General features: G+C 66.1%; 15 protein-coding genes and 1 pseudogene. 5 read left to right on the forward strand and 11 right to left on the reverse strand.

All coding sequences use genetic code 11. The features are described from left to right. The first annotated feature begins 411 nt into the window (after positions 1–411). A complete protein-coding gene (locus AWQ71_RS34360) occupies positions 412–1260 on the forward strand; it encodes a DUF5655 domain-containing protein (RefSeq protein WP_218002082.1) in 849 nt (282 codons plus the stop codon). Positions 1261–1273: 13 nt separating this feature from the next. On the opposite strand, the gene AWQ71_RS34365 is transcribed toward AWQ71_RS34360, so the two are convergent. Beyond that, positions 1274–1633: a hypothetical protein gene (locus AWQ71_RS34365; protein WP_067141653.1), complete on the reverse strand. Its 360-nt coding sequence runs from the start codon at positions 1631–1633 to the stop codon at positions 1274–1276. A 98-nt stretch (positions 1634–1731) separates the two neighbouring features. Between AWQ71_RS34365 and AWQ71_RS34370 the strand changes: the two genes are divergently transcribed. After that, the gene (locus tag AWQ71_RS34370; protein WP_067141656.1) at positions 1732–2103 is read left to right on the forward strand and encodes a hypothetical protein; all 372 of its coding nucleotides are present in this window, start codon (positions 1732–1734) and stop codon (positions 2101–2103) included. Positions 2104–2193: 90 nt separating this feature from the next. Here AWQ71_RS34370 and AWQ71_RS34375 read toward each other — a convergent pair whose 3' ends face one another. Next, the gene (locus AWQ71_RS34375; protein WP_084259613.1) at positions 2194–2688 is read right to left on the reverse strand and encodes an ATP-binding protein; all 495 of its coding nucleotides are present in this window, start codon (positions 2686–2688) and stop codon (positions 2194–2196) included. A gap of 261 nt (positions 2689–2949) precedes the next feature. Here AWQ71_RS34375 and AWQ71_RS34380 point away from each other — a divergent pair, with 261 nt between their 5' ends. Beyond that, entirely contained in the window at positions 2950–3285 is a 336-nt protein-coding gene (locus tag AWQ71_RS34380) for a hypothetical protein (protein WP_067141659.1), read from the forward strand. Between the two features lie 4 nt (positions 3286–3289). Here AWQ71_RS34380 and AWQ71_RS42890 read toward each other — a convergent pair whose 3' ends face one another. From AWQ71_RS42890 to AWQ71_RS34425, 8 genes are all read right to left on the reverse strand, one after another. Beyond that, positions 3290–4240: an AfsR/SARP family transcriptional regulator gene (locus AWQ71_RS42890; RefSeq protein WP_067141662.1), complete on the reverse strand. Its 951-nt coding sequence runs from the start codon at positions 4238–4240 to the stop codon at positions 3290–3292. Positions 4241–5098: 858 nt separating this feature from the next. Continuing rightward, positions 5099–6313 (reverse strand): hypothetical protein, encoded by a 1215-nt coding sequence (locus tag AWQ71_RS34395; protein WP_157570752.1) that lies wholly within the window; start codon positions 6311–6313, stop codon positions 5099–5101. Beyond that, positions 6310–6594, reverse strand: coding sequence for a hypothetical protein (locus AWQ71_RS34400; protein WP_067141671.1), 285 nt, complete (start codon positions 6592–6594; stop codon positions 6310–6312). Before AWQ71_RS34400 ends, AWQ71_RS34395 begins: the two co-directional genes overlap by 4 nt. Continuing rightward, positions 6594–9245, reverse strand: coding sequence for an SUMF1/EgtB/PvdO family nonheme iron enzyme (locus AWQ71_RS34405; RefSeq protein WP_067141674.1), 2652 nt, complete (start codon positions 9243–9245; stop codon positions 6594–6596). The genes AWQ71_RS34400 and AWQ71_RS34405 overlap by 1 nt, the downstream gene beginning before the upstream one ends. Then, positions 9242–9991 (reverse strand): class I SAM-dependent methyltransferase, encoded by a 750-nt coding sequence (locus AWQ71_RS34410; RefSeq protein ID WP_067141678.1) that lies wholly within the window; start codon positions 9989–9991, stop codon positions 9242–9244. The genes AWQ71_RS34405 and AWQ71_RS34410 overlap by 4 nt, the downstream gene beginning before the upstream one ends. Positions 9992–10383: 392 nt before the next feature. After that, positions 10384–11490, reverse strand: a complete 1107-nt coding sequence (locus tag AWQ71_RS34415) for an AAA family ATPase (RefSeq protein ID WP_084259615.1) — start codon at positions 11488–11490, stop codon at positions 10384–10386. Then, positions 11484–13337 carry a DUF1998 domain-containing protein gene (gene drmB / locus AWQ71_RS34420; RefSeq protein ID WP_067141681.1) on the reverse strand — a complete coding sequence of 618 codons (1854 nt, stop codon included), beginning with the start codon at positions 13335–13337 and terminating at the stop codon, positions 11484–11486. Before drmB ends, AWQ71_RS34415 begins: the two co-directional genes overlap by 7 nt. Beyond that, the gene (locus AWQ71_RS34425) at positions 13334–16441 is read right to left on the reverse strand and encodes a helicase-related protein (protein WP_067141684.1); all 3108 of its coding nucleotides are present in this window, start codon (positions 16439–16441) and stop codon (positions 13334–13336) included. Before AWQ71_RS34425 ends, drmB begins: the two co-directional genes overlap by 4 nt. A 114-nt stretch (positions 16442–16555) precedes the next feature. On the opposite strand from AWQ71_RS34425, the gene AWQ71_RS34430 reads away from it, so the two are divergent. After that, positions 16556–18019: a sigma-70 family RNA polymerase sigma factor gene (locus AWQ71_RS34430; protein WP_169806697.1), complete on the forward strand. Its 1464-nt coding sequence runs from the start codon at positions 16556–16558 to the stop codon at positions 18017–18019. Positions 18020–18103: 84 nt separating this feature from the next. Here AWQ71_RS34430 and AWQ71_RS40960 read toward each other — a convergent pair whose 3' ends face one another. Beyond that, entirely contained in the window at positions 18104–21109 is a 3006-nt protein-coding gene (locus AWQ71_RS40960; RefSeq protein ID WP_245658761.1) for an AAA domain-containing protein, read from the reverse strand. Positions 21110–21404: 295 nt separating this feature from the next. Here AWQ71_RS40960 and AWQ71_RS34440 point away from each other — a divergent pair. Then, positions 21405–21843 (forward strand): annotated as a pseudogene (locus AWQ71_RS34440) (transposase); the annotation flags it as partial.

Below are 21843 nucleotides of genomic sequence, written 5' to 3' on the forward strand. Positions count from 1 at the left end.
ACGACGGCCGCCCGTGCGGCGGGATGACCGAGGGTGAGGTGACCGGCTCATCGACCGGGCGGCATCGGTTCGGCTCGCGTGACAAAGCCGAATGACGTCCGGGCTCGAGAAGATCTCGCTGTGGTCGTTCATCGGCATCACCTTCCGTACGTCACTCGACCGCGTCGGCATGCCACGGTGAATCGACTCGTTGACGGGGATCAAGTCGCGTCAACGCGTCGATTGGATCGGTCACCGTTCCCGCACCGTTCCCGCAGGAAGGGGAACAGAAGAGTGTCCCCGACAGTCGGAGTCATTTGAAGATCAACTGTCTATAGCTGCATGTACTCTTGGCCCGTGAGCGATCTCAAGTTGTTCCGAATTGACAACGGGAAAGCCGCTGAGCTGCGCGGAAGCACCTTCGCTGTCGAAGTGTCCGTTCAACGACTGATCGAGAACAACATGGAGACGCTGTTCGGTGTGCGCTTCCTGGCGTCGGAGTACTCGACCGGGAACAAGCACAGGGGACGGATCGACTCACTTGGGATAGACGAGAACGGCTCGCCCGTCATCTTCGAGTACAAGCGGGCTGCCAACGAGAACGTCATCAGTCAGGGCCTGTTCTACCTGGACTGGCTGCTCGATCACCGGGAGGCGTTCGAGCTCCTGGCTATTCGAACCCTCGGCGCGGAGACCGCACAGGAGATCGACTGGCGTAATCCGCGGCTGGTGTGCGTCGCTGGCGACTTCAACCGCTACGACACGCATGCCATCGAACAGATCAACCGCTCCATCGAACTGGTCCGCTACCGGGACTTCGAAGGCGAACTGCTGGCGCTTGAGCTGGTCGCCTCTCGCGAGGGGGGAGGCGAGACAGGCTCGGACAAGCAGGCTCAGAACGGCGGTGCCAAAGCGCCCGCCCAGGCGAAGACCGTCACTGAGTTGCTCGCTCAGGCCCCGCCATCCCTGGCGGACCTGTACGGCGAGTTGGAAGCGTACATCGAGGGCATCGGTGACGACGTCACCAAGAAGGTGCTGAAGCTCTACTTCGCGTTCCGGCGGATCAAGAACTTCGTCTGCGTCGAGGTCCATCCCAAGAATCACACGCTGCTGGTCTATCTCAAGGTGGACCCGGACGAGGTGGAGTTGGAGGACGGCTTCAGCCGTGACGTACGGAAGATCGGCCACTTCGGCACGGGTGACCTGGAACTGAGGATCCGAAATCGGGCCGACCTGGAGAAGGCGCTTCCCTTCGTCCAGGCAAGCTACGACGCGAGTTGACCTACGTTCGCCGTCAGGATGGTGTCGGCCGCTTGACACCGAGACAGGCGATCAGCTGATCGAGGCCCGGTGACAGGAAGAGCTGGAAGTGGTACGGCGGATCTGCCGCCTGGACCAGCCCGAGACAGACGACCTCGAGTCCGCAGGCTTCGAGCCGGGCGATGGTTTCGTCGGAATCCAAGGTCGGCGTGCCCAGCCGTCGGAGAAGCCCGACCCGCCTTCGGAAAGTGGTAAGCAGTGGCCGCAGGTGTACGGGATTTTCCCAGATCGTGTAGCTCGCCATGGAGTGGAGAGCGGCCCGGCATGCCCGATCGGCGGCGCTCTCCCTGATGAGCAGCCGCATGAGTTCCTGACGGTCCATGACGGCGGTCACCTCATTGAGGATCGCATGATTTCCACGGAAATCGGATCGCTTCCGTCGCGCGCATTTCAGGATGATGGCACCTCGACGTACGACGGAGGGACAGGGCCATGGCGACGGAGTCGACGAAACTCACTACGCTTTGGCGGCCGACCGGGTCGGAGGAGTTGGAACTGGTCCGGCGGTCGGGCTGGCGGGAGTGGCCTCCACGCCTGCCCGAGCAGCCCATCTTCTATCCGGTCCTCAACGAGGAGTACGCCATCAAGATCGCGCGTGACTGGAACGTCCCGCATTCCGGAGTCGGCTACGTCACGCGCTTTCAGGTCGAGAGCGACTTCCTTGCCCGCTATCCGGTACGGCAGGCTGGCGGACGCGACATCCTCGAGCTGTGGGTCCCCGCCGAGGAGCTGGGGGAGTTCAACAGCAACATCGTCGGCTTGATCGAGGTCGTCCACGAGTTCCGGCCGCCCGCCGGCGGATGACCGTCGGGCGTCCGACGGTCATGTCCGCCCGGAGTGCGGTGCCGCCGGGCCATCATGGGGAGCGGCTTCGAACCCTGCCATCGCGTCTGATCAAGATGCGGCCCGTGCGGGGTCGGGAACGGTCAGGACGAGTTGCGCCCAGACGACGTGACCCGTGATGGGATCGCCTTCCAGCCCGACGCGGTTGGCGAGCGCCGCGACGCCGCGAAGGCCGTGCCCGTGCTCGCTCGGCGTGAATCCCTGGCCGAAGACGGGCACGCCTCCGCCGCCGAGGTCGTACACCAGGATCTTCGCGACGCAGATGTTGCGCGCGACCTCGACCACGAAGTAGCCGCCCTGCGCGCCTGAGCGGGTGTGGAGGAGGGCGTTGCTGATCAGCTCGGCCGCCACCCACTCCGCGTCGTCGGCACGCTGGGTGTCCTCCAGCAGAGAACGGACTATCTTGCGGGCGGGTGCGACCTGGTCGCCTCTACCAGGGAAAACCCGCCACCACAGCATCTCGCCCGCTCCGCGCCGCAGCCGGACGGTCGTCCAGATCACGCCGGGCCGAGCCTCGTCGAACTCCTGAAGCTCTTGATCGTTCATGCTGGTCACCTCCGTGACGTCCCGGGAAATCCGGGAGGGACCAGCACGATGGATCGACTCACCATCCGATTCGAATCCCCGGATCACGTCACTTGCCGATCCGCAGGACAGCCCAATGACCAGCGGAAACGTTGGTCGAATGCCGTGACCCGATCGGTGTGCTGCTGGCGGACCACCCCGCCGGACTCGATCACTCACCAGAAGTCGGCCTATGGTCCGCCCGTCACTGACCAGCGCGAATGCCGAAAAGGCGGGTTCACCATGTCAGGTACGGGTTACCAGACGTTGCTCGAATGCCGGCGGCGTGGCCGTGCCCTGCGGGCGCGTGGCTTCACGGTCGACCAGATCGCCGTGGTGCTCGCCCTCGACCACGCGGTGAGCCCGTTGAAGCTCTACCGCTACGCCAACGGGCTCACCGCGACTCAGGTTGTAACCGCCTTCAACGATCTTGACCCTTCTGGCGCTGCCACCCTGCGGGAGGGCAGGCTGTACGACTACGAAGCCTGGCCCGCCGGAGGCAGGCGCCCTTCGATCTGGGCTCTCACCCTCCTGGCGCAGATCTACGGGACAGCCCCGACTCGGTTGGAACCGCGGTGACGGGCTACGAGGCGTGGTCGGTGAGCCTGCCGTACAGCTCGCGAGTCTTGGCCGACGGCGAGAGCCCGTCCAGTTCCGCGAGCGCCTGGCAGAGGTCCCGGTATGTCACGTAGACCGCGTCGTTCCGGCCGAGGGCGCTGAAGTGGCGCATCATCCGGCACGACACCTGCTCGTTGACGGGGTCCAGCCGGTGGGCCCGTTCGAGTACGGCGGTCACACGGTCGGCGTCGGGTTCGAGTTCGCCGAGCCGCAGCAGCGCCTGGATGACATCGTGACGCAGGTCCTCGGCGGCTTCCGTGGCCCACGGATGAGTGCCGGCGGGGAGAAACGGCCCCGCGTACAGGTCGGCGGCCCTGCGCAGGGACGCGATCATCTGCGCGGGGCTGTCGGCCTGCTTCGCCTCGGCCAGTGCGTCGCGGAGCTGCCACAGGTCGGTGGTGACAAGTAGCGGGTTGAGCCGGTAGCGGCCCCCGACGTATTGGAGCAGGTTCTTGCCCTGGTGCGGGCGATCGAGGACCCGCACCAGCTTGTCGCGTAGTTCGCTCTTCGGCCCGTGGAAGCAGTCGTAGTGGTCCAGCGTGATGTCGGGCCACAGCACTTGGTACGCCCGCTCCCGCGTCAGGCCCTCCCTGTGAACGACCAGTAGGCCGAGGAGATCGGCGACGTCCTTTCCCCGGCTGCAGTCAGCGCTCCCGGCCGGGCCGTACATCGTCACCTGGTCCAGCACTCGAATCGTGATGAGCGCCGTGCTGATGCCGAGCTGGCTGTGCTCCGCTCTCGGAGCGATCTCCGGCTCAGGAGGGCTCATCGTGATCGGGACAGTGTGAACGCTCGGCTCCGTCTCGTCCTGCCGCTCGGCCGGGCCGGTCTTTGTGTCCTGCCTCCTCTGCGTGCGGGCCGGCATCGGGCGAAGCCGGATCCTGAGCAGCAGCGCGGTCGCGCCTGCTACCGCCATGCCGTACAGCAGGGCCTTCCCGATAGGGGCGATGAAGGACTCTCGGTCAGCGGTTGTCGCGCCGGAAACGCGGGGACTTGGGACGAGGTGCCCGACAGAGACGGTTGGCGTTATCGCCGGCCGTGGCGATATGGCCTCGGAGGCCACTGGCGACGGCGTCGGAGTTGGCGTTGAGCGAGGCTTGTCTTGCCTGGCTCGGACGGTCTTGCCGCGTGACGGTCTCTCAGCCGCGTGTTCGACGGGCTTCCCGTGGTGCCGCCCGCTGCTGTGCACCTCCTCGGCACGAGACGGTGGTGTAGCCGGCCGCTCGAGGTGAGTCTTCTGTACGTTCCGGCTGGGTGTGGCGCGGTCCTTCTTGGCGGGAGTCACGTTCGGTGGCTTCCTCGGCTGCGGCGGCCTGGAGACCGTTGGCAGCGGTCGCGGGATACGGCGCGACTCCTCCAGCCGCGCCAAGAGGTCAGGCATCCGGCCTTGGGCGAGGTCCTTGTTGATCAGGTCGCAGAACTTCGCGACGTCGTAGACCTGCCAGGCTTCCTGGGACACCTGGCAGTAAGGATCCCTGGTGGTCATCGCATAGCCGGCAGTTGGACTGAGGCCGACCATCGCGACGCTGAGGAGGGCCCCTCGAACGAGGTAGCGAGTCCCCGGCCTGCGGGACGGGCATGGCTTGATCACAACGCATCACCCCCGGACAGTCCCTGAAAGGGCTGGATGGCGCACGATTCGTGACATTCGAAGATCTACCCCGTACGCGATCAAGACTGATGGCCGGAAGATCAAGTCTTGGCAATGGATCTCGAGGGCGCGAGCCGGAAATTTGCTCAGAAAAGCCGACAACGCCTCCGGCAGGAGGCAGTCCTACAGGGTGAACCGGCGGCGGAGCGCCTGCAGAGCCGTACGGGCGGACCTGGTGAGCAACAGAAGTCCGGTGAGGATGACGCAGACCACCGCCACGGCGGCGTACAACCAGGGGTTGTCCGTCTCCATTACCTGCAGCAGCGCCAAAGCGATCCCGGCGGGCACGGTGACAAGGGTGAACACGACGATGGCGCTGTTGACGTAGCGGCTCTCCTCATCTCGTGTGAGCCGGTTGAAGTCGCTGATGTCCGAAAGGATCTGCTCGTAGCGCCCCGGGAGCATGTGCTGGCGCTGGTAAGCGGACAGCAGCCGATTAGGCACCCCGTGCGGGGTCAGGTGCTGCGCCCACAGATGCCGCCGGAAGGAGCTGACCCGCCGTTCGAGCTCTGCCATTGCCGTCTTCAAAGAGGAGTCGAGCGCGGCGACCGCGCGCTCTTCCAGGCGGGTGATCTCCTGTTGTTGCAGCAGGCCGAGCAGGATGGCGTCGAGGTAGATGGACCGCAGATACACCTCGGCGTAGCCGAAGAACGGGTCCTCCGGCCCCTGATCTGGGCGGATACCGACGGCTCCCATGCCATCGCGGAGCACGACCGCGTGCCAATCGCTGGACAGCCGGATGACCTCGTCGTCACGCGGTTCCAGGTTTCTGGGATCGGGTGGATAGTCGGCGAACGTACTGCGCGAGCCCAGTGCCCACAGCCATTGGTTGGCGGCGGACCAGCGCCAATACCGCGGCTGAAGATACAGACGGGGGAGCCCCTGCCTGGTAGCGGTCACGAACGAGACTGTGAAGGGACGTGCATCCGGTTCGATCACGGCTTGCCCGTTGAGCATCGCCTGCGGATCGAAGCCGATCGGCGGCGCGCCCCTGCGCCCGGCGAGTCCTCGTACGATCGGGACGAGCGTTCCTCTCCGGGGGCGCAGATGTATCGCGACCAGCCCTCCGGCGTCCGAGAACCTCGCCTGGAGGGCTTCCACGCCGATGACTTCGACATTTCCGACGGTCCGGTGGGTGGCGTCGTGCCAGCGCTGCGGATGCTCGGCATCGCCGTACAGCACGCGCGCTGCCTTGGCGCTGTAGTACTGGCCGCGCGCCTCGGCGGTGGAACGGACATGCCCATGCTGGAGGATCAACGGCCCGGACTCCCACGCTGGACTGGCGGGGAAGCGAGCTGGATAGACCGCGATCAGGATTTGCCGTTCCAGTCGGCTCACCGGTAATAGTCCTCAACCTCGGGTAGATCGAGACGGATGATGTAGCGCGCCCGTTCGGGTTCGTCCGGATCGACCAGGAACCTGACCCGTTCCCCGACGTGGAGGGTACGGAATCCCTCGGTCACGATGTCGGCGTACATGAAGGTGTGGTCGGCGCCGGATTCCGCGTCACGGACGACGTAGATGCTCAGCCGCCCGGTATAGCCACTGCCGTGCGGCATGCGTTCGGCGATGTACCCGAAGCGCTGACCGCCGGGCGCGGAGGTCGCCTCGCCGTTCATCACACCTCCTCGACACAACGGAAGCCGATCACGTTGCTGCGGCCGTACCGCCGGGCGAGCCCCTTGGAGGAGGCTTGCACGGCCCGGTAGGGGTTGTCATAGGAACCACCGCAGATGACGACCTCGTCGCGATGGTCGAGTGTGGTTCCGGTGATCTCCCAGACGTTGCCGGCCATCTCGCGCAAGCCGTACGGGGAGACGTTGCCGGGGTGTGCGTCGACTAGGCCGGGCATCGCCTGGGCCAGACGGCCGCGGTCGAGCTCCTCCCGCCAGGCCTCGTATGTGATCAATGTCCGGCCACTCCAGGAGTCCGCGCAGCTCACGATGTCCAGGTCGATGTCGTCGCCCCAGGGGAACAGCCGCCCGTCCGTTCCTCGAGCTGCGGCTTCCCATTCCAGCGAAGTGGGCAGGCGCTTGCCCTCATAGCGTGCGAAGGCGTACGCGCTCCAGTAGCTGACGCAGACAGCGGGATAGTTCTCGTAGGCCGGGTTGGTGAAGTAGTCCTGGATCCGCAGCCGTTCCTGCCACGGCTCGTGGGAGACTTCGGCCGGCTGGTCCGGATGATCCCACTGGCGCGAGCCGTCCTGGCGGATTGCCTCCAGGAAACGGTTGTAGCGAGCGACCGTGACAGGGAAGCGGTCGAAGCGGAGCGGGTGCTCGATGCGGCGCAGCATCAGATGATGACTTGGCCCGACCAGATAGACCCCCGCCGGAAGGACGTGCTCCTCATCGGGAGGAGGCGGGGCCTCCCGAGAGCGCCGGTGCAGGAACTCGCGTACCTGCTCGGTGAGCCGCGGGGGAGTGCCCGACTCCAACGCGGCCTCCCGATTGCCGGGGTCACGAAGGTATTCGGCGGCCAGCAGCTCTTGATACGCCGAGTGGATGAAGGCGACTGCGGACGGACCGACCAGCCGGAACAGCCCGCGGAGCCGCAGCGCCTCGTAGGTCAGCCGCCCGCCTTCGAAGAGGTCGATCCCCTGGTGGTTGACCAGGTCGATGAACGTGAAGGTCGTGTGACCCCGGAGGAAGGCCGAGCCGAAGTACGCGATGAGGGAGGGGAGCGTGCGCTCGAGCCCGGCAGCCGCAGTGGCCTGAGTGATGTGGGTCCAGGCCAGTTCGGTCAGGTGGGGAAGCTCGTGGTGGGCGTGTCCGACCTCGCCGGCCAGGCGCATCTCAAGCGGCGAGGCGACGGCGACCGCGTCGTGCAGACGCAATGCGGAGAAACGCGGGACCTGGAGCGGGTTCACGCCTTGGGCGTGGAGCTGCTGGACCAGCTTCTCCGATACCAGGGCGGTGCCGTCCAGCAGTCGCCGTACTTGAGGGGAGTCCTCCAGGAAGGACACTCGCGAGGAGGTGATGACCGCCGACTCAGCCGTGAGCACCTGAGCGAGCTCGGCGAACAGTTCCAGGAAACCGGCCTGGGTCGTCAACGGCACTGCCTCGTCGACTGCGTCGAGCGCGACGAGTACGGAACCCGAGCGAGCGAAGTAGTGGAACACCTCGAAGACGTGGCTGTTCTCCACCTCCATGTACGGCGCCAGCATGCGGGTGACGAACTCGCGGAACTCCTCGTCGCGCCGTTTCAGGCTCATGTCGAAGTAGAAGCGGTAGCGGCGCTGCTCGGTGGTGGCAGACCGTGCGACCAACTGCTTGAGCAGCGTCGTCTTGCCGCTACCGGAGCGGCCCACGATCAGCAGGTTCCCGCCTGCGGCTGCGACCTCGTCCAGGAGTTCGTCGGCTGCGCCGACCTGAGAAACGCGTTGTTCCCCGGTGTGTTCGTCGGTGGTGAGGAGATCCCCGGACAACGTCAGCCGGTCGGTGGCGACCAGCTCCGGATACGTCCCGATGGCGTCGGCCAGGTATCGCTCGAGATCGATGAACGCATCCATGAACCGGTCGTATGTGAGGATCCGACAGTCATCGCCCAGCGGTCCTGGCGCCTCCTGGATGCCGTTCTCCTCCAGGATCAGGAACCGGGTGAGTTTCGGGAGCCTGGTCTGCAGCAGTTGTCCGCCGGTCGTGTTCAGCACCTGGACCACGTCGTCGACGTTCTTGCTCAGCAGCAGTTCGACGTACTCGCTGCGTAGGCCGCGCTCTCGGAAGAACAGCTGATAGACCGTGTTGCGGGACAGCTCGAACCGCTTCACCGGCTTGAAGCTGAGGGTGACGTACAGCCCGGCGAGGAACTCGGCCTTCGCCGCCACGTCGGGAGCGAGCTTGGGGATGTCGCCGCTCAGGATGCCGCTGCCGGTGCTGCTGAACCATGCCAGCACATCCAGCAGTCGCCGGACCGCGGTGAGGCCGTCCTCGTCGGCGACCTCGTATCCATCGTGTGTGGACCGATTGCGTAGCCGCTGGATGTCGCGCAGGGCGTCCAAGACGGCACCGCTGCGGATGTGCGGCTGCGCGCCCTTGATCAGCTCGTTGAGCGATTTCCCGCCCGGATCGCCTGGGACGTTGTAGTGGCGCCACAGCTGCTTGAGGATCCGCTCCGTGATTTTGCCGACCAGCGCGATCGCGTTCTCGGGGTAACCGTCGCCGAGAGATTTGATTGGGCGTTCGAAGTCCAGCCCGAGATGGCGAGCGACTCGGGAGTGGTCGTCCAGTTCGTTGCGTAGCTGGCGTAAGCGGGTATCGAGCTCGAAGCTCACGCCTTCACTCCGAGGACGAAAGCGAATCGGTCGGGGAAACGGAGCTCGGGGTCGGCGTGGCTGCGGCGGATCTCGTCGATCCCCGCTTCGATGGCGGCGTCGTCGAAGTTCGACAGCAGCGACATGTAGCGGCTGCGCACCATACGCATGTAGCGCTCGGCGGTGAAGACGAGCGGGAACTCGTCGTAGGTGAGTTCGGCGGCTAAGCCGCTGTCGCGCATCGCGGCGACGACGTCCTCGGGGTCTGGTTGCAGCTCTCGGAAGAGCTTCAGAGCTGCGTCGAACAGCGGGTATTCGATGCTTGTCGGCAACATGGCCACGAGGATCCGTCCGCCCGGTCGCAGGAGCCGGGTCAGGCCGACGAGGACAGCCGACGGATCCGCGACATGATGAATCACCTCTTTGAGGAGGATCGCGTCATAGCCATCATGCGGGAGTTGTACTCGGCCTTCGGCGAGATCTTCGGCCCCTGCATGCAGCGGGATCAGTCGGTCGTCAGCGGGAAGCTGGTCCAGCATCGCCTGGGAAGGATCAACACAGAGCACCGTGCTCGCGTGTTCAGCCAGGCCATGGGCGTACAGGCCAGTTCCGGATCCCACGTCGATCACTCGATCGTCTGGGCCGAGACGCAGACGCTGCTGAATGCTGCCGGTCATCCACTGGATGAACTCGGAGCTGTGCGCCCAGTTCTCGTCGTACTTGTCGGCCAAACGATCGTAGTGCGCCCGTGTTGCATCGTTTCGCACGAGATGCCCCCTCCCTGCCTAATCAGGACAAGCCACAAGCATCCTGTAGGGGGCAAGAGTAGTCAAGAAACCGCTAACTCCGAGTAATGCAATATAGCCAGTCGGTCGAAGGTGGCAATGCCGCCAAGAATTGGACTTACGTCACGAGTTGTGGGTGCAAGGGGAATTTGGGAAAACTAATTTGAAGGCGTTCTTCGCACAGGCCGGATGTTGGCGAGGTAGCCGGGGACGATCGCAGGCGGCTCGACGGCAATGGCAGCCAGCTCCTGGGTGTCATGGGCTCCCCGGTCAAGTGCGGATGGTCGTTGGTCGCCGTTGCCCGCAGCGGGCGGGAATGACGCCGGCGAGGCACCCTTTATTTCGGAGCCGACCGGTCGTGTTCTTGCTTCGGCCTAACCAGGCAGAATCTGCCGGACGAAGGTCCGCTGCGGTATCCCGCCGAACATCCGCGGTTCCTGGTCACCGGAATAGCAGATGTAGAGTTCCCCGCGCGTCCTCGTGACGAGCACGTAGTACAACATCTTCAGATCGACGCTGGACGGATCGCCCGCGTCCAGATGCGCATCCGGGACGATCACGCTGTCGAATTCCAGGCCCTTGACGCTCGCCCGGTTCACCAGTCGTAGACCGGGACGGTCTGGGTCGACCTTCTGGTACCGCGTGTCTCCCGCGGCGCCGACATAGATCTGCGGTCGCAGGCCGGGGCGCACCCGCTCGATCTCCGCCAGCAACTCTCCCTGCTCGCGGCTGCGCTTGACCACCACTCCGATCTTGAGTGTGCGATGGTTCTCGGCATAGCGGGCGAGCCAGCGCACGAATGGACGGCGCGCTTCCGGGCGCCGCAGCAGCACCGGAACCGGCCCGTCCCGGTGCGGCAGCGGCGGCTGGTGCAGCCCCGGGTAGAAGTGGCAGGCGAGTTCCGCGACCGGGCGCGGGTTTCTCAGGTTGGTGCTGATCTCGAGCCGACCGCACCCGCCGAGGGCCTTCTCGATCTCATCGAGCGTGGATTGGGTACTGGTGATCCGCTGGTACTCATCGGCGAACGCGATCACGTCCATTCCGAGGACCCTGCACAGGCCGAAGAACTCCTGCGGGAGGTCCTGCGCTTCGTCGATGACGAGAACATGCCCCCGCCGTCCGGTGTCGTGCAGGGCCGCGGACATCAACCGGGGCCAGTCGAAGGAGCCGATCCTCGTTCCGCCGAGCGGCGAGCCGATGGTTTCCCGGTACCAGGCGTGCACCCAGCCGTGAAAGGTCATGATCGGCAACGACGCGCCGAGCCGCACGCCATCGGCATCCAGATGCTGTCCGAGCAGCTTCGAATGCGCGATCAGCGTCACGGGACGGCCGACGATCTCCAGCGCGGCGGCATGGTGGATCGCGAGCAGGCTCTTGCCGGACCCAGGCGGTCCGCTGACCAGGTGGTGGCCGGGCTCGGTGAGCCGGTCCAGCACGGCCCGCTGCCCGGGGAGCAGGTCGAGATAGCCGATGGTCACCACGCACCAACCCGATGCGCCGCCTCTTCCCGAGCCGCCTGGACGACGAGTTCGAAGAACCCCGGAACCCCTGAGCCGCCGACCACCATCACCCGGTCGAGCAGGATGTTGCCCACCTCGCAGCTGGTCTCGGGGATGAGCGCGCAGGCGTGGCACGCTGCCCGGTTCAGGTTGCTGTATCCCTGGCCGCCGTGCTCCGAGCACAGCGGGTCGGCCGAGCACCAGGCGGCCTGTTCCAGAAGCCGTAGGAGAAGCTCGGGAAGCAGGTCGGGTTCGCCCTGGCGCGCGAGACCGCCCAGTGTGCCCTCCGCATCGCCGGAGGCGGTGTATATGAGCAGTCCGTACTGGTGGTCACCGCCCTCCGCGGAACGCGCGTACACCCGCTCGCGCAGCGACGCGGCGCTGTACCCGGACTCGAAGGACAGCTGCCGGACGAGAAGATGCCCCAGTGTGTGCAGCAAAGGCAGCCGGGGCAACAGCCGGGGACCGGCGAAGGCTTCGATTCGGTCCCGCTGAAACGACTTCGCCAGGTCCGCCTTCATTCCCGCGGTGCGCGCACGAACCTCACGACGGGCCTCCCACTGCCCCAGCAGTTCCTCGTCCAGCGTTAGGAGGATCCCTTCGCCGAACACCTCAACAGCGGGCAGCCAGCGCCGGCGTCCTAAGGGGTCCACCGGAATCATCCGGCCCTCCGGGGAGACCCTGCTGAAGCCCTGAAGCGCACGGACCTCACGGATCCGTTCGGCCACAACGACCCGCGAGATCCTCGCCTCCAGCTCGGTCCACGGGGGCCCTTGTGACGAGCCCAAGCCGACCTCGTGGGTGACGAAATGGGCGCTGCGCTCGGGCCTGGTCGCAGTAAAGGCGGCCCACTCGCCCCTGCTCAGATCGGGCCCCTCCCCGGTGGGTGCGGGCCCGGGCCCGGCGACCTGCCCGGTTTCCTCCTCCACTAGCCGTCTGACGAGCGATGGGTCGGCCTCGGCCACCTCCGCGATGATCACGATCAGGCTGTCCGCTCCCGGCGCGTCGGGCGACTGGCACAGCGTGCCGAAGAATGGGTGCTCCCGGACCCGCCGCGCGACCTCGTCATCGGCCACCGCGGGCGCGGGAGGGGCCGGAATGTCGAGCGCCGAATGGACGACGGGGTAGTAAACGTTGCCCGCGGTCCGCTGCACGATCTGGATCCGCTCCCCACAGTCCTTCCGCTCGCTGAACCGCTCCCACGGATTGCGCCCGCAGCAGCGCATCTTCTGCGTCCCAAGAATGTCGAGCAGGTCCCTCCGGGCCGCCTCGCACTCCTCGTGCCGGCATCGCACCGTCAGAGCCTCAAGCCCGGTGGCGTTCTCCCCGGCCTCAAAGCTCAGCGCCGTGGGCCCCGGGCAATTGTCGCGTTCCTCCGGCGTGAGCTCGGAGTGCGCCCAGTACCACCAATCGACGTCCCCCAGGTGCCCAGCCTCGCAGATCTGGACGAACCGCATCGGGGTGAGTTTGTGCCGCGGGCTGCAAAGAGCGCAGTAAGGCGGATGCCCGAACTTCTCGTCCTGGATCCGCCAGTGCGTCATCCGACGGCACGATCCGCAGAAGAGCCAGGCCGGGAAGCGGATGAACGTCGGCCCCGACGCGTCGGGGACGTCGTAGTCGGCGACCGGCGCTTGCAACGGCGCCCACAGGCCCGTGACCTTCAGCTTCCGTTCCAGCCGGGGCGCGTGGATCCGTTCCAGGTCCCGTGGCGACGGCCAGTCGGCGATCCCGGCCGCGACGAACGATTCGCCTTGGACGTCGAATACCGCGCCCACTCCGAAAGGCACGACCGTCTGCGCCTGCCGGACGCGTAGCTTGCGGGTGCTCATTCCCCGGCCCCCTTCACAATGACCTGGCATTCACGGTCGACGCTCCGCATGGAATGCTGCGCCTCCCACATGCCGCCGGGCCGGTCGAAGTTCTTGAGCAGGCTCGCCTGCGCCTTCCCCGCGGGCTTGTAGTACAGGCGTTTGCCCGCCTGCCTCGCCTGCTCGGCCGCGTCCAGCCAGGCCCGGCGGAGTCCGTCGAGGTCGGTTCGCACCTCGCTGGCGGCGGATGGGTCCGCTTTGGCCGCCCAGCGGACCAGCCGGGACGCGGCCTCGGTCAGTTCGCCGACGTGGTGGAGGACGTCACCGGCCTGATCGTCCGCCGACAGCCCAAGGCCGTGCCGGACAAGGATCACCAACGCGGCATGCAGTGCCCGGCGGCGGGACGGGACCGACCACGGAGTCACGCTGGTCGGCTCGACATGCTGATAGAGCGCCTGATGGAAGGTGCCAAACGTCTCGTAGTGCGATCGGTCACGCGACCGGGTCGCGTTGAGGAAGGTGACCACGAGCCCGGGGATGCCGTGCCGCCCGACGCGGCTGCTCGCCTGGATGTACTCCGCGTTCGCCTTGGGCTGGCCGAGCATGAGCATCAGCGCCAGCCGCTTCACGTCCACTCCGACCGACAGCATGTTGGTGCAGACGACCATGGAAACGCTGTCAGGGTCCTCGAAACTCAGCTCAAGACGGTCCAGCAGTTTGGGCTGCTCGGATCTGTCGAGGTTGCTGGACAGTTCCTCCACCTGGCGTTCCGCCAATTCACGACGGCGTCCCGGCGAGCCGAGGCCGCGCAGATGCGCAGGGATCTCGTCACCGGCGGCAGTACGGGTCCGGCCAAGCTCCCGCATGCTGTGGTGGTAGGCGACGAGCGTCCAGTAGTCGTCGCGGTGCTCCTCGGGCAACTCCATGGGGGCGTGCAACATGGCGGCCGCGGTCACCGCCGTCGCGCGGCCCGCGGTGTGGCCCTGCGCCATGACGCCGACGTACCTGCGCCCCGGGACAGTGTGGTCCGGTTCGGCGAAGTAGGAGTAGCGGGCGTCCAGGCCCGCAGAAGGGAACAGCTGGACGCTGCGGCCGTACAGCCCGCGGATCTGCTCGCTCGCACGCCGGATAGTGGCGGTGGACGCGACGACCTTCGGCCGGCCGGCTCCATTCCACGAGCACAGTTCGAGCACGGCCGCCTCGTACAGACTCACGGTGGTGCCGAGCGGGCCGGTGAGCAGGTGCAGCTCGTCCTGGATCACCAAGGACGGGGGCAGGTACTCACCGCCGAACAGCCGTCCCGCGTCGGGCTCCCAGGCCAGCCGGGCGAACTTGTCCACCGTGCCGAGGACGAATGTCGGCGGATCCGAGTAGAGGTGCTCGTCGACCACCGCCACCGGCAGCCGTTCGTGGAAGTGGCACTCATTCCTGGGGCACAGGAACCGGAAGGACGTCTCGGTCGTCCGCACTCCGTAGTCACCGATGTCGGGGGACTTGGCGGTGGGCATCACCTGCGTGCCGCACCAAGGGCAGCGGTCGAGGATGAAGACGTCCTTCGGCTTGGCGGCCTCACGCTGCTGCCGGAACATCTCGTGCGCCTCGGCGTACTTGTTGGGGGTGGTGCCGCCACCGACCCACAGCCCGATGCTGAACGGGCCGCCCGGAATCACCGGGTCCACCTTCAGCCGGAGGTACTCCAAGGCACAGACGGTCGTGGCGGCGCGCTGGAACTGCTGCGTCGTCAGCAGGCTCAGCGTGTACCGGCTGAGCACAGCGGTTCCGCCGCCGTCGTCTCCATGCCGCAGCCTGCGCAGGATCATCTCGAAGGCGGCCAGAAAGAGGTACGCCTCCGTCTTGCCGCCGCCTGTGGGGAACCAGAGCAGGTCCACCACTTCGCGGTCAGGGTGGGACTCATCGATCAGCCCGCAGACCGACAGCAGGAAGAACCCGAGCTGGAACGGGTGCCATGCCGCGTCGGGCGAGGGATCCGGATCCAGTGTGACGGGCTCGGAACGCGGACGGCGCCGTCCCCCTAGGTCCCGCGCTGAGTGCCGCATCTGGAGCGCCATCGCCCGGTTGGCCAACCGGAAGGCACGAAGTGCGTGGCCGGAGGAGCCAGCGAACAGCGCATCGGCCCCGAGTTCCATCCTGCGAACGGCGGTGTCCAGCCTGTCGAGGATACGCTCGGCCGCTTCCTGCGCTCCCGGGGGCACGTCGGCCGTGCGCTGCGCGTGGCACCAATTTCGATAGCCGCCGATGAAGTCCATGATTTCCGTGTGCAGCTGGGACTCCGCCACGTTCGGATCGGACAGGTGTGCGAGCTTCAGCACGGGTAGCCCGGACGGCCCGGCGGGCCTGATCGCCGGCACCTCGGCCTCCGGCATCATCTGGGTCCGGAGCCCAACCACCCGGTCGTCCTCGGCGATCTCGTCCACCGCGCAGCTGTGGCCGACGGCGTGTGTCACAACGTGCCGGTACTGCAGGCGCAGCTCCTGCTCTTCCAGGTCGCGGCTGGTCAGCCGGATGCTCGGGTACTGCAGCAACTTGCCGCCGACTGGCCTGACCTCCAGTGAGACCTGAAAGAGCATGTCGTCCCATTGGGACCCGTGGTCCCCCATGGCCTTCTTAGTGTTGACCAGCGCGACGGTCACCAGCCGCTTACCCGCGAACGATCGCCACCGTAAGCGTATCTGCGCCCGGTTGCCCCAGATGTCCCTCTCGACCTCCCCGGCCTTGAAGGTCTCCTCGAAGTCCTCCAGCGGGACGCGCTGCCACTTCCTGACCTTGCCCCGCCGCGTCTCGTAGCGGGCGCCTTGGCAGATCAGCGTCAGCTCTTCAGCGTCGGTGTAGAGGGAGATCCCCATCGAGGACGGCAGCCAGGCGTTGGCGTCCGGGACGGTGTCGTCCGCGAAGCGCGTCTCCTCGGACGGATCCTCAGGAGCGGCGCCCGGCTCGGTGACCTCGGCACCCTTGGTCAAGCTCTGCTGCCGGTCGGTGTCCTGTGGATAGAGCGTGCCCATGAGGTAACGCCGGTTGGGTGGTTCCTCGATTAGCTCTGTGACTCCCCCGACCGGCCCGATCAGTTGCTGACGGAGGTACCCCAGTAGCTCCTCGCGTGGCGACATCCGCCCTCCCGCTCCATCCGGACACCCGGATGCTAACAACGCTCAAGGACACAGACGCTTGCCGTGGAAATTTGGTTGTCTTGAATGTCGGTGGCTTATGGGAACGTCCTAATCATGACCGTTGACACGCCATTGGCACGTCCGGGCGAGCCGGGCCTCCACCGAGTCGTGGCACGCGTCCTGCGGCAGCTCAGAAGCAGCGCCGTGAACGGCGCCGTGCCCGCCAGGGTCTTCGAGGATGCCGCCGAGCAGATGAGGCTGACCCCGGAAGCGCGCGAGCGCGTCGTGGCGGCGCTGGCCGATATCGGCCTTCGGGTCGTCATCACCAGGCCCACTGCGACAGTCGCGCCGTCCGAGCGGTCGGAGCGCGCGCTGGCGCTGGTACGCCAGCACATCTCCACAGGCCATGTCACGCGAGAGCAGCTGAGTCGTTTCGGCAGACTGGCCGGGCTGGATACCGAAGAGATCGCGTCACTCCCCGAGCGCGCAAAGATGGCCGGCATCGTCGTCCTGCATGACGAACCGGTTTCCACATGGCCAGAACCAGCGTCCCCTCCAGGACGTGAGCCCGAGCCCGCCCCCGAGCCCAACGGCAGGACGTACGACTTCCCGCGTGCCGTCGCTGCGGCCCGGCGCCTCATCAGCGACGATCGGCTCCGCACCGACCCCGGTAGGCACCTCCTCAGCGCGACCGAGGAGATGGGGCTGAGCATCCTGCTGCGCGGCGGCGTCGACCGCGCGGGGGTCGAACCGACCGACGAGGAACTCTCGGCATTGCCCGCCGACGACATCCGCAGGGTCGCTCGCAACGCCTTCGTCCTGCACAACACACGGCTGGTGTACAGCATCATCCTGGGCTACCTGGGGCAGGGGCTCGAGGAAGAAGACCTTGTCCAGCACGGAATACTCGGTCTCATCCACGCCGCCCGGAAGTTCGACCCACGGAAGGGCCACAAGTTCTCCACCTACGCCACGTGGTGGATCAGGCAGTCGGTCACCCGGGCGATCGCCGACGAGGGCGCGGTCATCCGCATCCCCGTTCACATGCACGAGAAGATGCGCAAGGTTGCGGGCGCGGAGTCAGCCCTGCGCCGGGCCGGTAGGTCCGCCACCGCGATCGATGTGGCGCTGGCCACCGGCCTGGACGTCCGAGCGGTGGAGGAGGTGCGCGCACTGAGCAAGGTCACCGACTCACTGGACCGAATTGTCGGGGATGGGGTCCACCTGGGCGATCTCCTGTCCCTTCCCGACCCCACGCCGGGGCCGGAGGAAAGGCTGCAAGAGATGCTCTCCGAGCAGGCCGTCGAGGAGTGGCTGGCCTCTCTCTCGGAAAAAGAAGCCGACATCCTCCGCAGGCGCCTGGGTCTCAACGGTGACGAACCCCAGACCCTTGAGCAGATCGGCCGCCACTATGGCGTGACCCGTGAGCGCATCCGGCAAATTGAGGTAAAGGCCCTGAAGCGGATCCGCGAGCAACTTCCCAAGGAACTCCGCAAGCAACTCTCCGCGCAGCTTCGCAAGCGTCCCAAGAAAAAGGCCCATAAGAAGGCCCACAAACACGCGGGTAAATACGAGTAACCGCCAGGTCAGGGGTGAAGCGGCGGAGCGCCTGCAGAGCCGTACGGGCGGACCTGGTGATCAGCAGAAGTCCGACCCGGCGGCTCATGTGTCCGAAGGGGGAAGCCACTGCTGAACGATGTGGAGCGGGATGCCAGCGTCAACATGCCACAGCCTGCCGTCCCATTTCGCCGACATTCCTTGGGTTCGCGCCAAACGCTTCAGCTCCTCCTTGTCATTGAAATGAACGTCGAGGTAGAGGCGGCCGTCGATCACCATGCCAGGGCGGGGCTGGTCATTGATCGACTGATTCTGTACGGACGTGCGCTGCGGCCAGGAGCGTGCGGGGCGTTCCATCCGGGCCCGCTCGACGATATGACGGACGCGCCGGCATGAGCCGGGATCTGTGATCCGCATCATGAGATCGGTGGGGCCTATGTTGGCCAGGAGGTTGAGCGAGCCATGCCACAGCACAGTGTCATCGAGGATGAGAACTTTCTCGTGCATGCGTTCCCGCGTCGTAACTTGGCATCCGGCCGCCCGCAGCTCTTCGACAAGTCCGCTCCGACGCGTGTCGTCCGATTGATCGCGCGTGTGGACGATGACCTGCGCTCCCGCACGAATTCGTGGCATGAGGTGACGAAGCCAGCTGCGGACAGGGTTCGGGTCCAGGAAGGCACAGTAGATCTCGATGCTGCGCTGGGCGCGGGCGATGTCCCAGGCGATGGCTCGTGGCACCTCGTCGGCCGGGAAGAACGCCGGTCGGGCCAGTTCCTCCTCGGGCAGCCCAGCTAGGTCGGCGGCGGAGCGGAAGGGGACGAGATCGTCCACCGAGAGCTTGTGCGCGTGGCGTTCCAGGTGCGCGAGCATGCGCGCTGCCTCACTGGCCGGGTTGAGCTTGGCGCGCAGGAACTGGGTGTCGGCCACGACGACGAGGTGGTCCTGGGCACGGCTGAGGGCCACGTTGAGCAGACGGCAGGTGGATGAGGACAGGCCGGTGCCTTCGTAGAAGTAGCCGAGCTTGTCCCCGGCCCCTGCCACAGTATCGATGATCACGAGCGGACGCTGGCTTCCTTGGAAGCGATGGACGGTGTCGACCAGTCCGTCGTAGTTCTCGCCAAACCTGTAGGTCAGGCTCTCGCGTAGCGCCCTGACCTGTGCTTTGAACGGGGTGATAACCGCCATCCGGTCGGTGGGACGTTCCCCAGCGACAAGCTCGGTCCACTTGCGTGCAGGCAGGATTTCGTCGTATTGCAGGCCGCGGATGAGCTCGTGAATGACCGCCTCGTGTACGGAGTTCGTCGTGTGTCCGCCGTACCGGGACGCTGGATTGGGCAGGCGACGGGAGGTGGTGTCGATGAGGATCAGTGGGCCGTCGAGCAGCGGGGAGGCGGGAAGTCGACAGTGGTCGCCACGGCCTGTGCGCAGGGGCGCGTCCGGGTAGGCGACCACGTTGACGATGTCGCAGATAGCTGGACGCATTCGGTACTGCGTGTCCAGACAGACCATCCGCCGATCGCCACGGCGGGCCGTGCCGCTGGTATCGACAAGCCCAGCCGTGGTGAAGGGGTCGCGGTCCATCCAGAGTAGGGAGTGTTCTCTCTCGACAGGCGTGGCCCGCCGGTCACCGGAGGCTTTGGTAACTGCTGGTAGCTGGCGGAAGTCGCCGGCGATGACAAGGCGGCGAGTAGCGAGCCCGGCCGCGCACCAGGCGGAGGGAGCGTTCACCATGCCGGCCTCGTCGATGATGACGACGTCGATCGAGTCCATCAGCTTGCGTGACTGCACCGCCTTCGCGACCGTGGTGCCCATCACGCGACAGTTCCCGCGTACCACCTCCGCGATTTTCTGCAGTTCCTGCTCCAGGCTGGACAAGTGCTGCCGTAGCTGGTCGGCGGCCTCCCGGAGCGGGCCGGGCGCCGGGACGGTGCGAAGAGCGTTCCGCTGCGCGGTCAACGTTCGCTCCATCTCCGCGGCCTCGGCCGCATACCGTTGCTGGGCCGTATAAGTAAGCGGGAGCTCCTGGTTGAGGGTCGCCAGGTCGCGGTGACGTTCCCATCGCGTCCGGCTCAGGTGGTTGAGCTTGGCCTGCTTCCTCTTCGCGAGCAGTCCGGATGGCACGCCGATGCGCTGGATCTCGCTGTCGATCTCGCCGATCGCCCTCTGCAGCAGCTGGGTCTGCTGCTTGAGGAAGCTGATGCGCTTGTTGGCCCCGTTGAGATCGCTGTGCACCTTCGCCAGCCGAGCCGCGGTCTCCGCGGCCTCGGTGTGCAATGCAAGGTCTCGGAGAGCCGCCTCCATTCGGCTGCGGGTATCGGTGATCTGCGCCGTGAGGGAGGCGGACAGTCTCTCGCTAATCTTGGCGCGGTCGATCTGCTCGCCGAACTTGGCCGCCAGCGAGGGCAGCTCGATTTCTCCTGCTCGTTGCACCAGACCCGTGGCGAAGCCATCCTCCCCTGATAGCAGGTCGCAGATCCGTTCCAGTGCCTGATCGACGGCCACCTTGGTCGGCGCCACGAAAAGCACGCGCAGCCCCTGCCGGTGACATCCCTCGGTGATGGCGGCCACGACATCGGTCTTACCTGTTCCCGGCGGTCCCCAGATGAAGGTCAACTCGCTGCCCAGGGCCTGTTCGATCGCCTCGCGCTGCCTATCGTTGAGCGTACGCTCGCGGTATCCCTGGACGAAGCGTTCAGGCGTCGCACAGCGTTCGATACGAGGCTGTCCCTGGCCCACCAGCCAGCCTGCGGCGGTCGCGTTGACTAGGCTGCCGTTTCCGCTCGCTGACTCCAGCCGCTCCACGACAGCCTCCCACCCCGTCGTGTCGTCCACGCGAACCTGTGCGTTGGCGGGCTGGGTGCCGAGATCGGCCGGAGTGCGGACTCTGATCTTCCCGTCGGGCATGCGATGTACTTCGGCACTCGACCAGGCATCACGTGAACGGGACAGGCGGATCAACAATCTTTCGCCGGAGAAGGCTTCCTTCCACGTCTTGCATGAGAACAGATATTCGTGCTTCTCCCCGTTGCGGCCGACTCGACGGCCTACCGCCAGGGAAAGCTTCTCCCCGTCTCCATCGCTCCGCAGCTCTGCAGCGATCTCGAGATGCACTGCACGCAGAAGCTGATCGACGGGAAAGGGGGTGTGCCGCGGACCTGACATCTAGCTCCCAAGGACAAGGAGATTGGCATGGTCATGGTGCGGATTAATAACTTACCGTCTCCAGTCCCTTTCGAGGGCCGCTCCTGGTCCGCTCCTGTGTTCGTCATCGCGTCCCATGCAGGACGGCATTTACGAGGGCCCTAGCGGACGATTGCGGCGCAGGCAGGCAGTCTGTTGACTCCGGTCTGCGACAATGAAGCGCTCCGGCTTCGGTGGAGGCTCGTTCCCTTGAGAGGATCGAGTCATGGCAGCCAAGTCCCCCTATCCCGCAGAGCTGCGTAAGCGCGCGGTGCGTATGGTCGCCGAGGTCCGCCCGGACTACCCGACCGAGTGGGCCGCGATCAACGCCGTCGCCGCCAAGCTCGGCATCGGCACCGCCGAGACGCTGCGCAAGTGGATCCGCCAATCCCAGATCGACGAAGGCACCCGACCAGGCACAACCAGCGATGAGTCGGCGGAGCTGAAGCGGCTGCGGCGGGAGAACGCCGAGCTGCGCCGGGCGAATGAGATCCTGAAGGCCGCCTCGGCTTTCTTCGCGGCCGAGCTCGACCGGCCACAGACGCACTCGTGACCTTCATCGACGAACATCGTGAGCTGTTCGGTGTCGAGCCGATCTGTCGTGTGCTGAGCGAGCACGGCCTGTCGATCTCTCCCAGCACCTACTACGCCGCCAAGACCCGGCC

The sequence above is a fragment of the Microtetraspora malaysiensis genome (genome assembly GCF_001528665.1).
Classification (GTDB): domain Bacteria; phylum Actinomycetota; class Actinomycetes; order Streptosporangiales; family Streptosporangiaceae; genus Microtetraspora_A; species Microtetraspora_A malaysiensis.

Bases quoted from the DNA above. Each gene is read 5' to 3' on its own strand.
- AWQ71_RS34400 (WP_067141671.1), bottom strand. From the start codon at position 6,594: ATGAACGGCGAGGCGACCTCCGCGCCCGGCGGTCAGCGCTTCGGGTAC.
- AWQ71_RS42890 (WP_067141662.1), bottom strand. From the start codon at position 4,240: ATGGCGGTAGCAGGCGCGACCGCGCTGCTGCTCAGGATCCGGCTTCGC.
- AWQ71_RS34425 (WP_067141684.1), bottom strand. From the start codon at position 16,441: ATGTCGCCACGCGAGGAGCTACTGGGGTACCTCCGTCAGCAACTGATC.
- drmB (WP_067141681.1), bottom strand. From the start codon at position 13,337: ATGAGCACCCGCAAGCTACGCGTCCGGCAGGCGCAGACGGTCGTGCCT.
- AWQ71_RS34370 (WP_067141656.1), top strand. From the start codon at position 1,732: ATGGCGACGGAGTCGACGAAACTCACTACGCTTTGGCGGCCGACCGGG.
- AWQ71_RS34380 (WP_067141659.1), top strand. From the start codon at position 2,950: ATGTCAGGTACGGGTTACCAGACGTTGCTCGAATGCCGGCGGCGTGGC.
- AWQ71_RS34375 (WP_084259613.1), bottom strand. From the start codon at position 2,688: ATGAACGATCAAGAGCTTCAGGAGTTCGACGAGGCTCGGCCCGGCGTG.
- AWQ71_RS34430 (WP_169806697.1), top strand. From the start codon at position 16,556: ATGACCGTTGACACGCCATTGGCACGTCCGGGCGAGCCGGGCCTCCAC.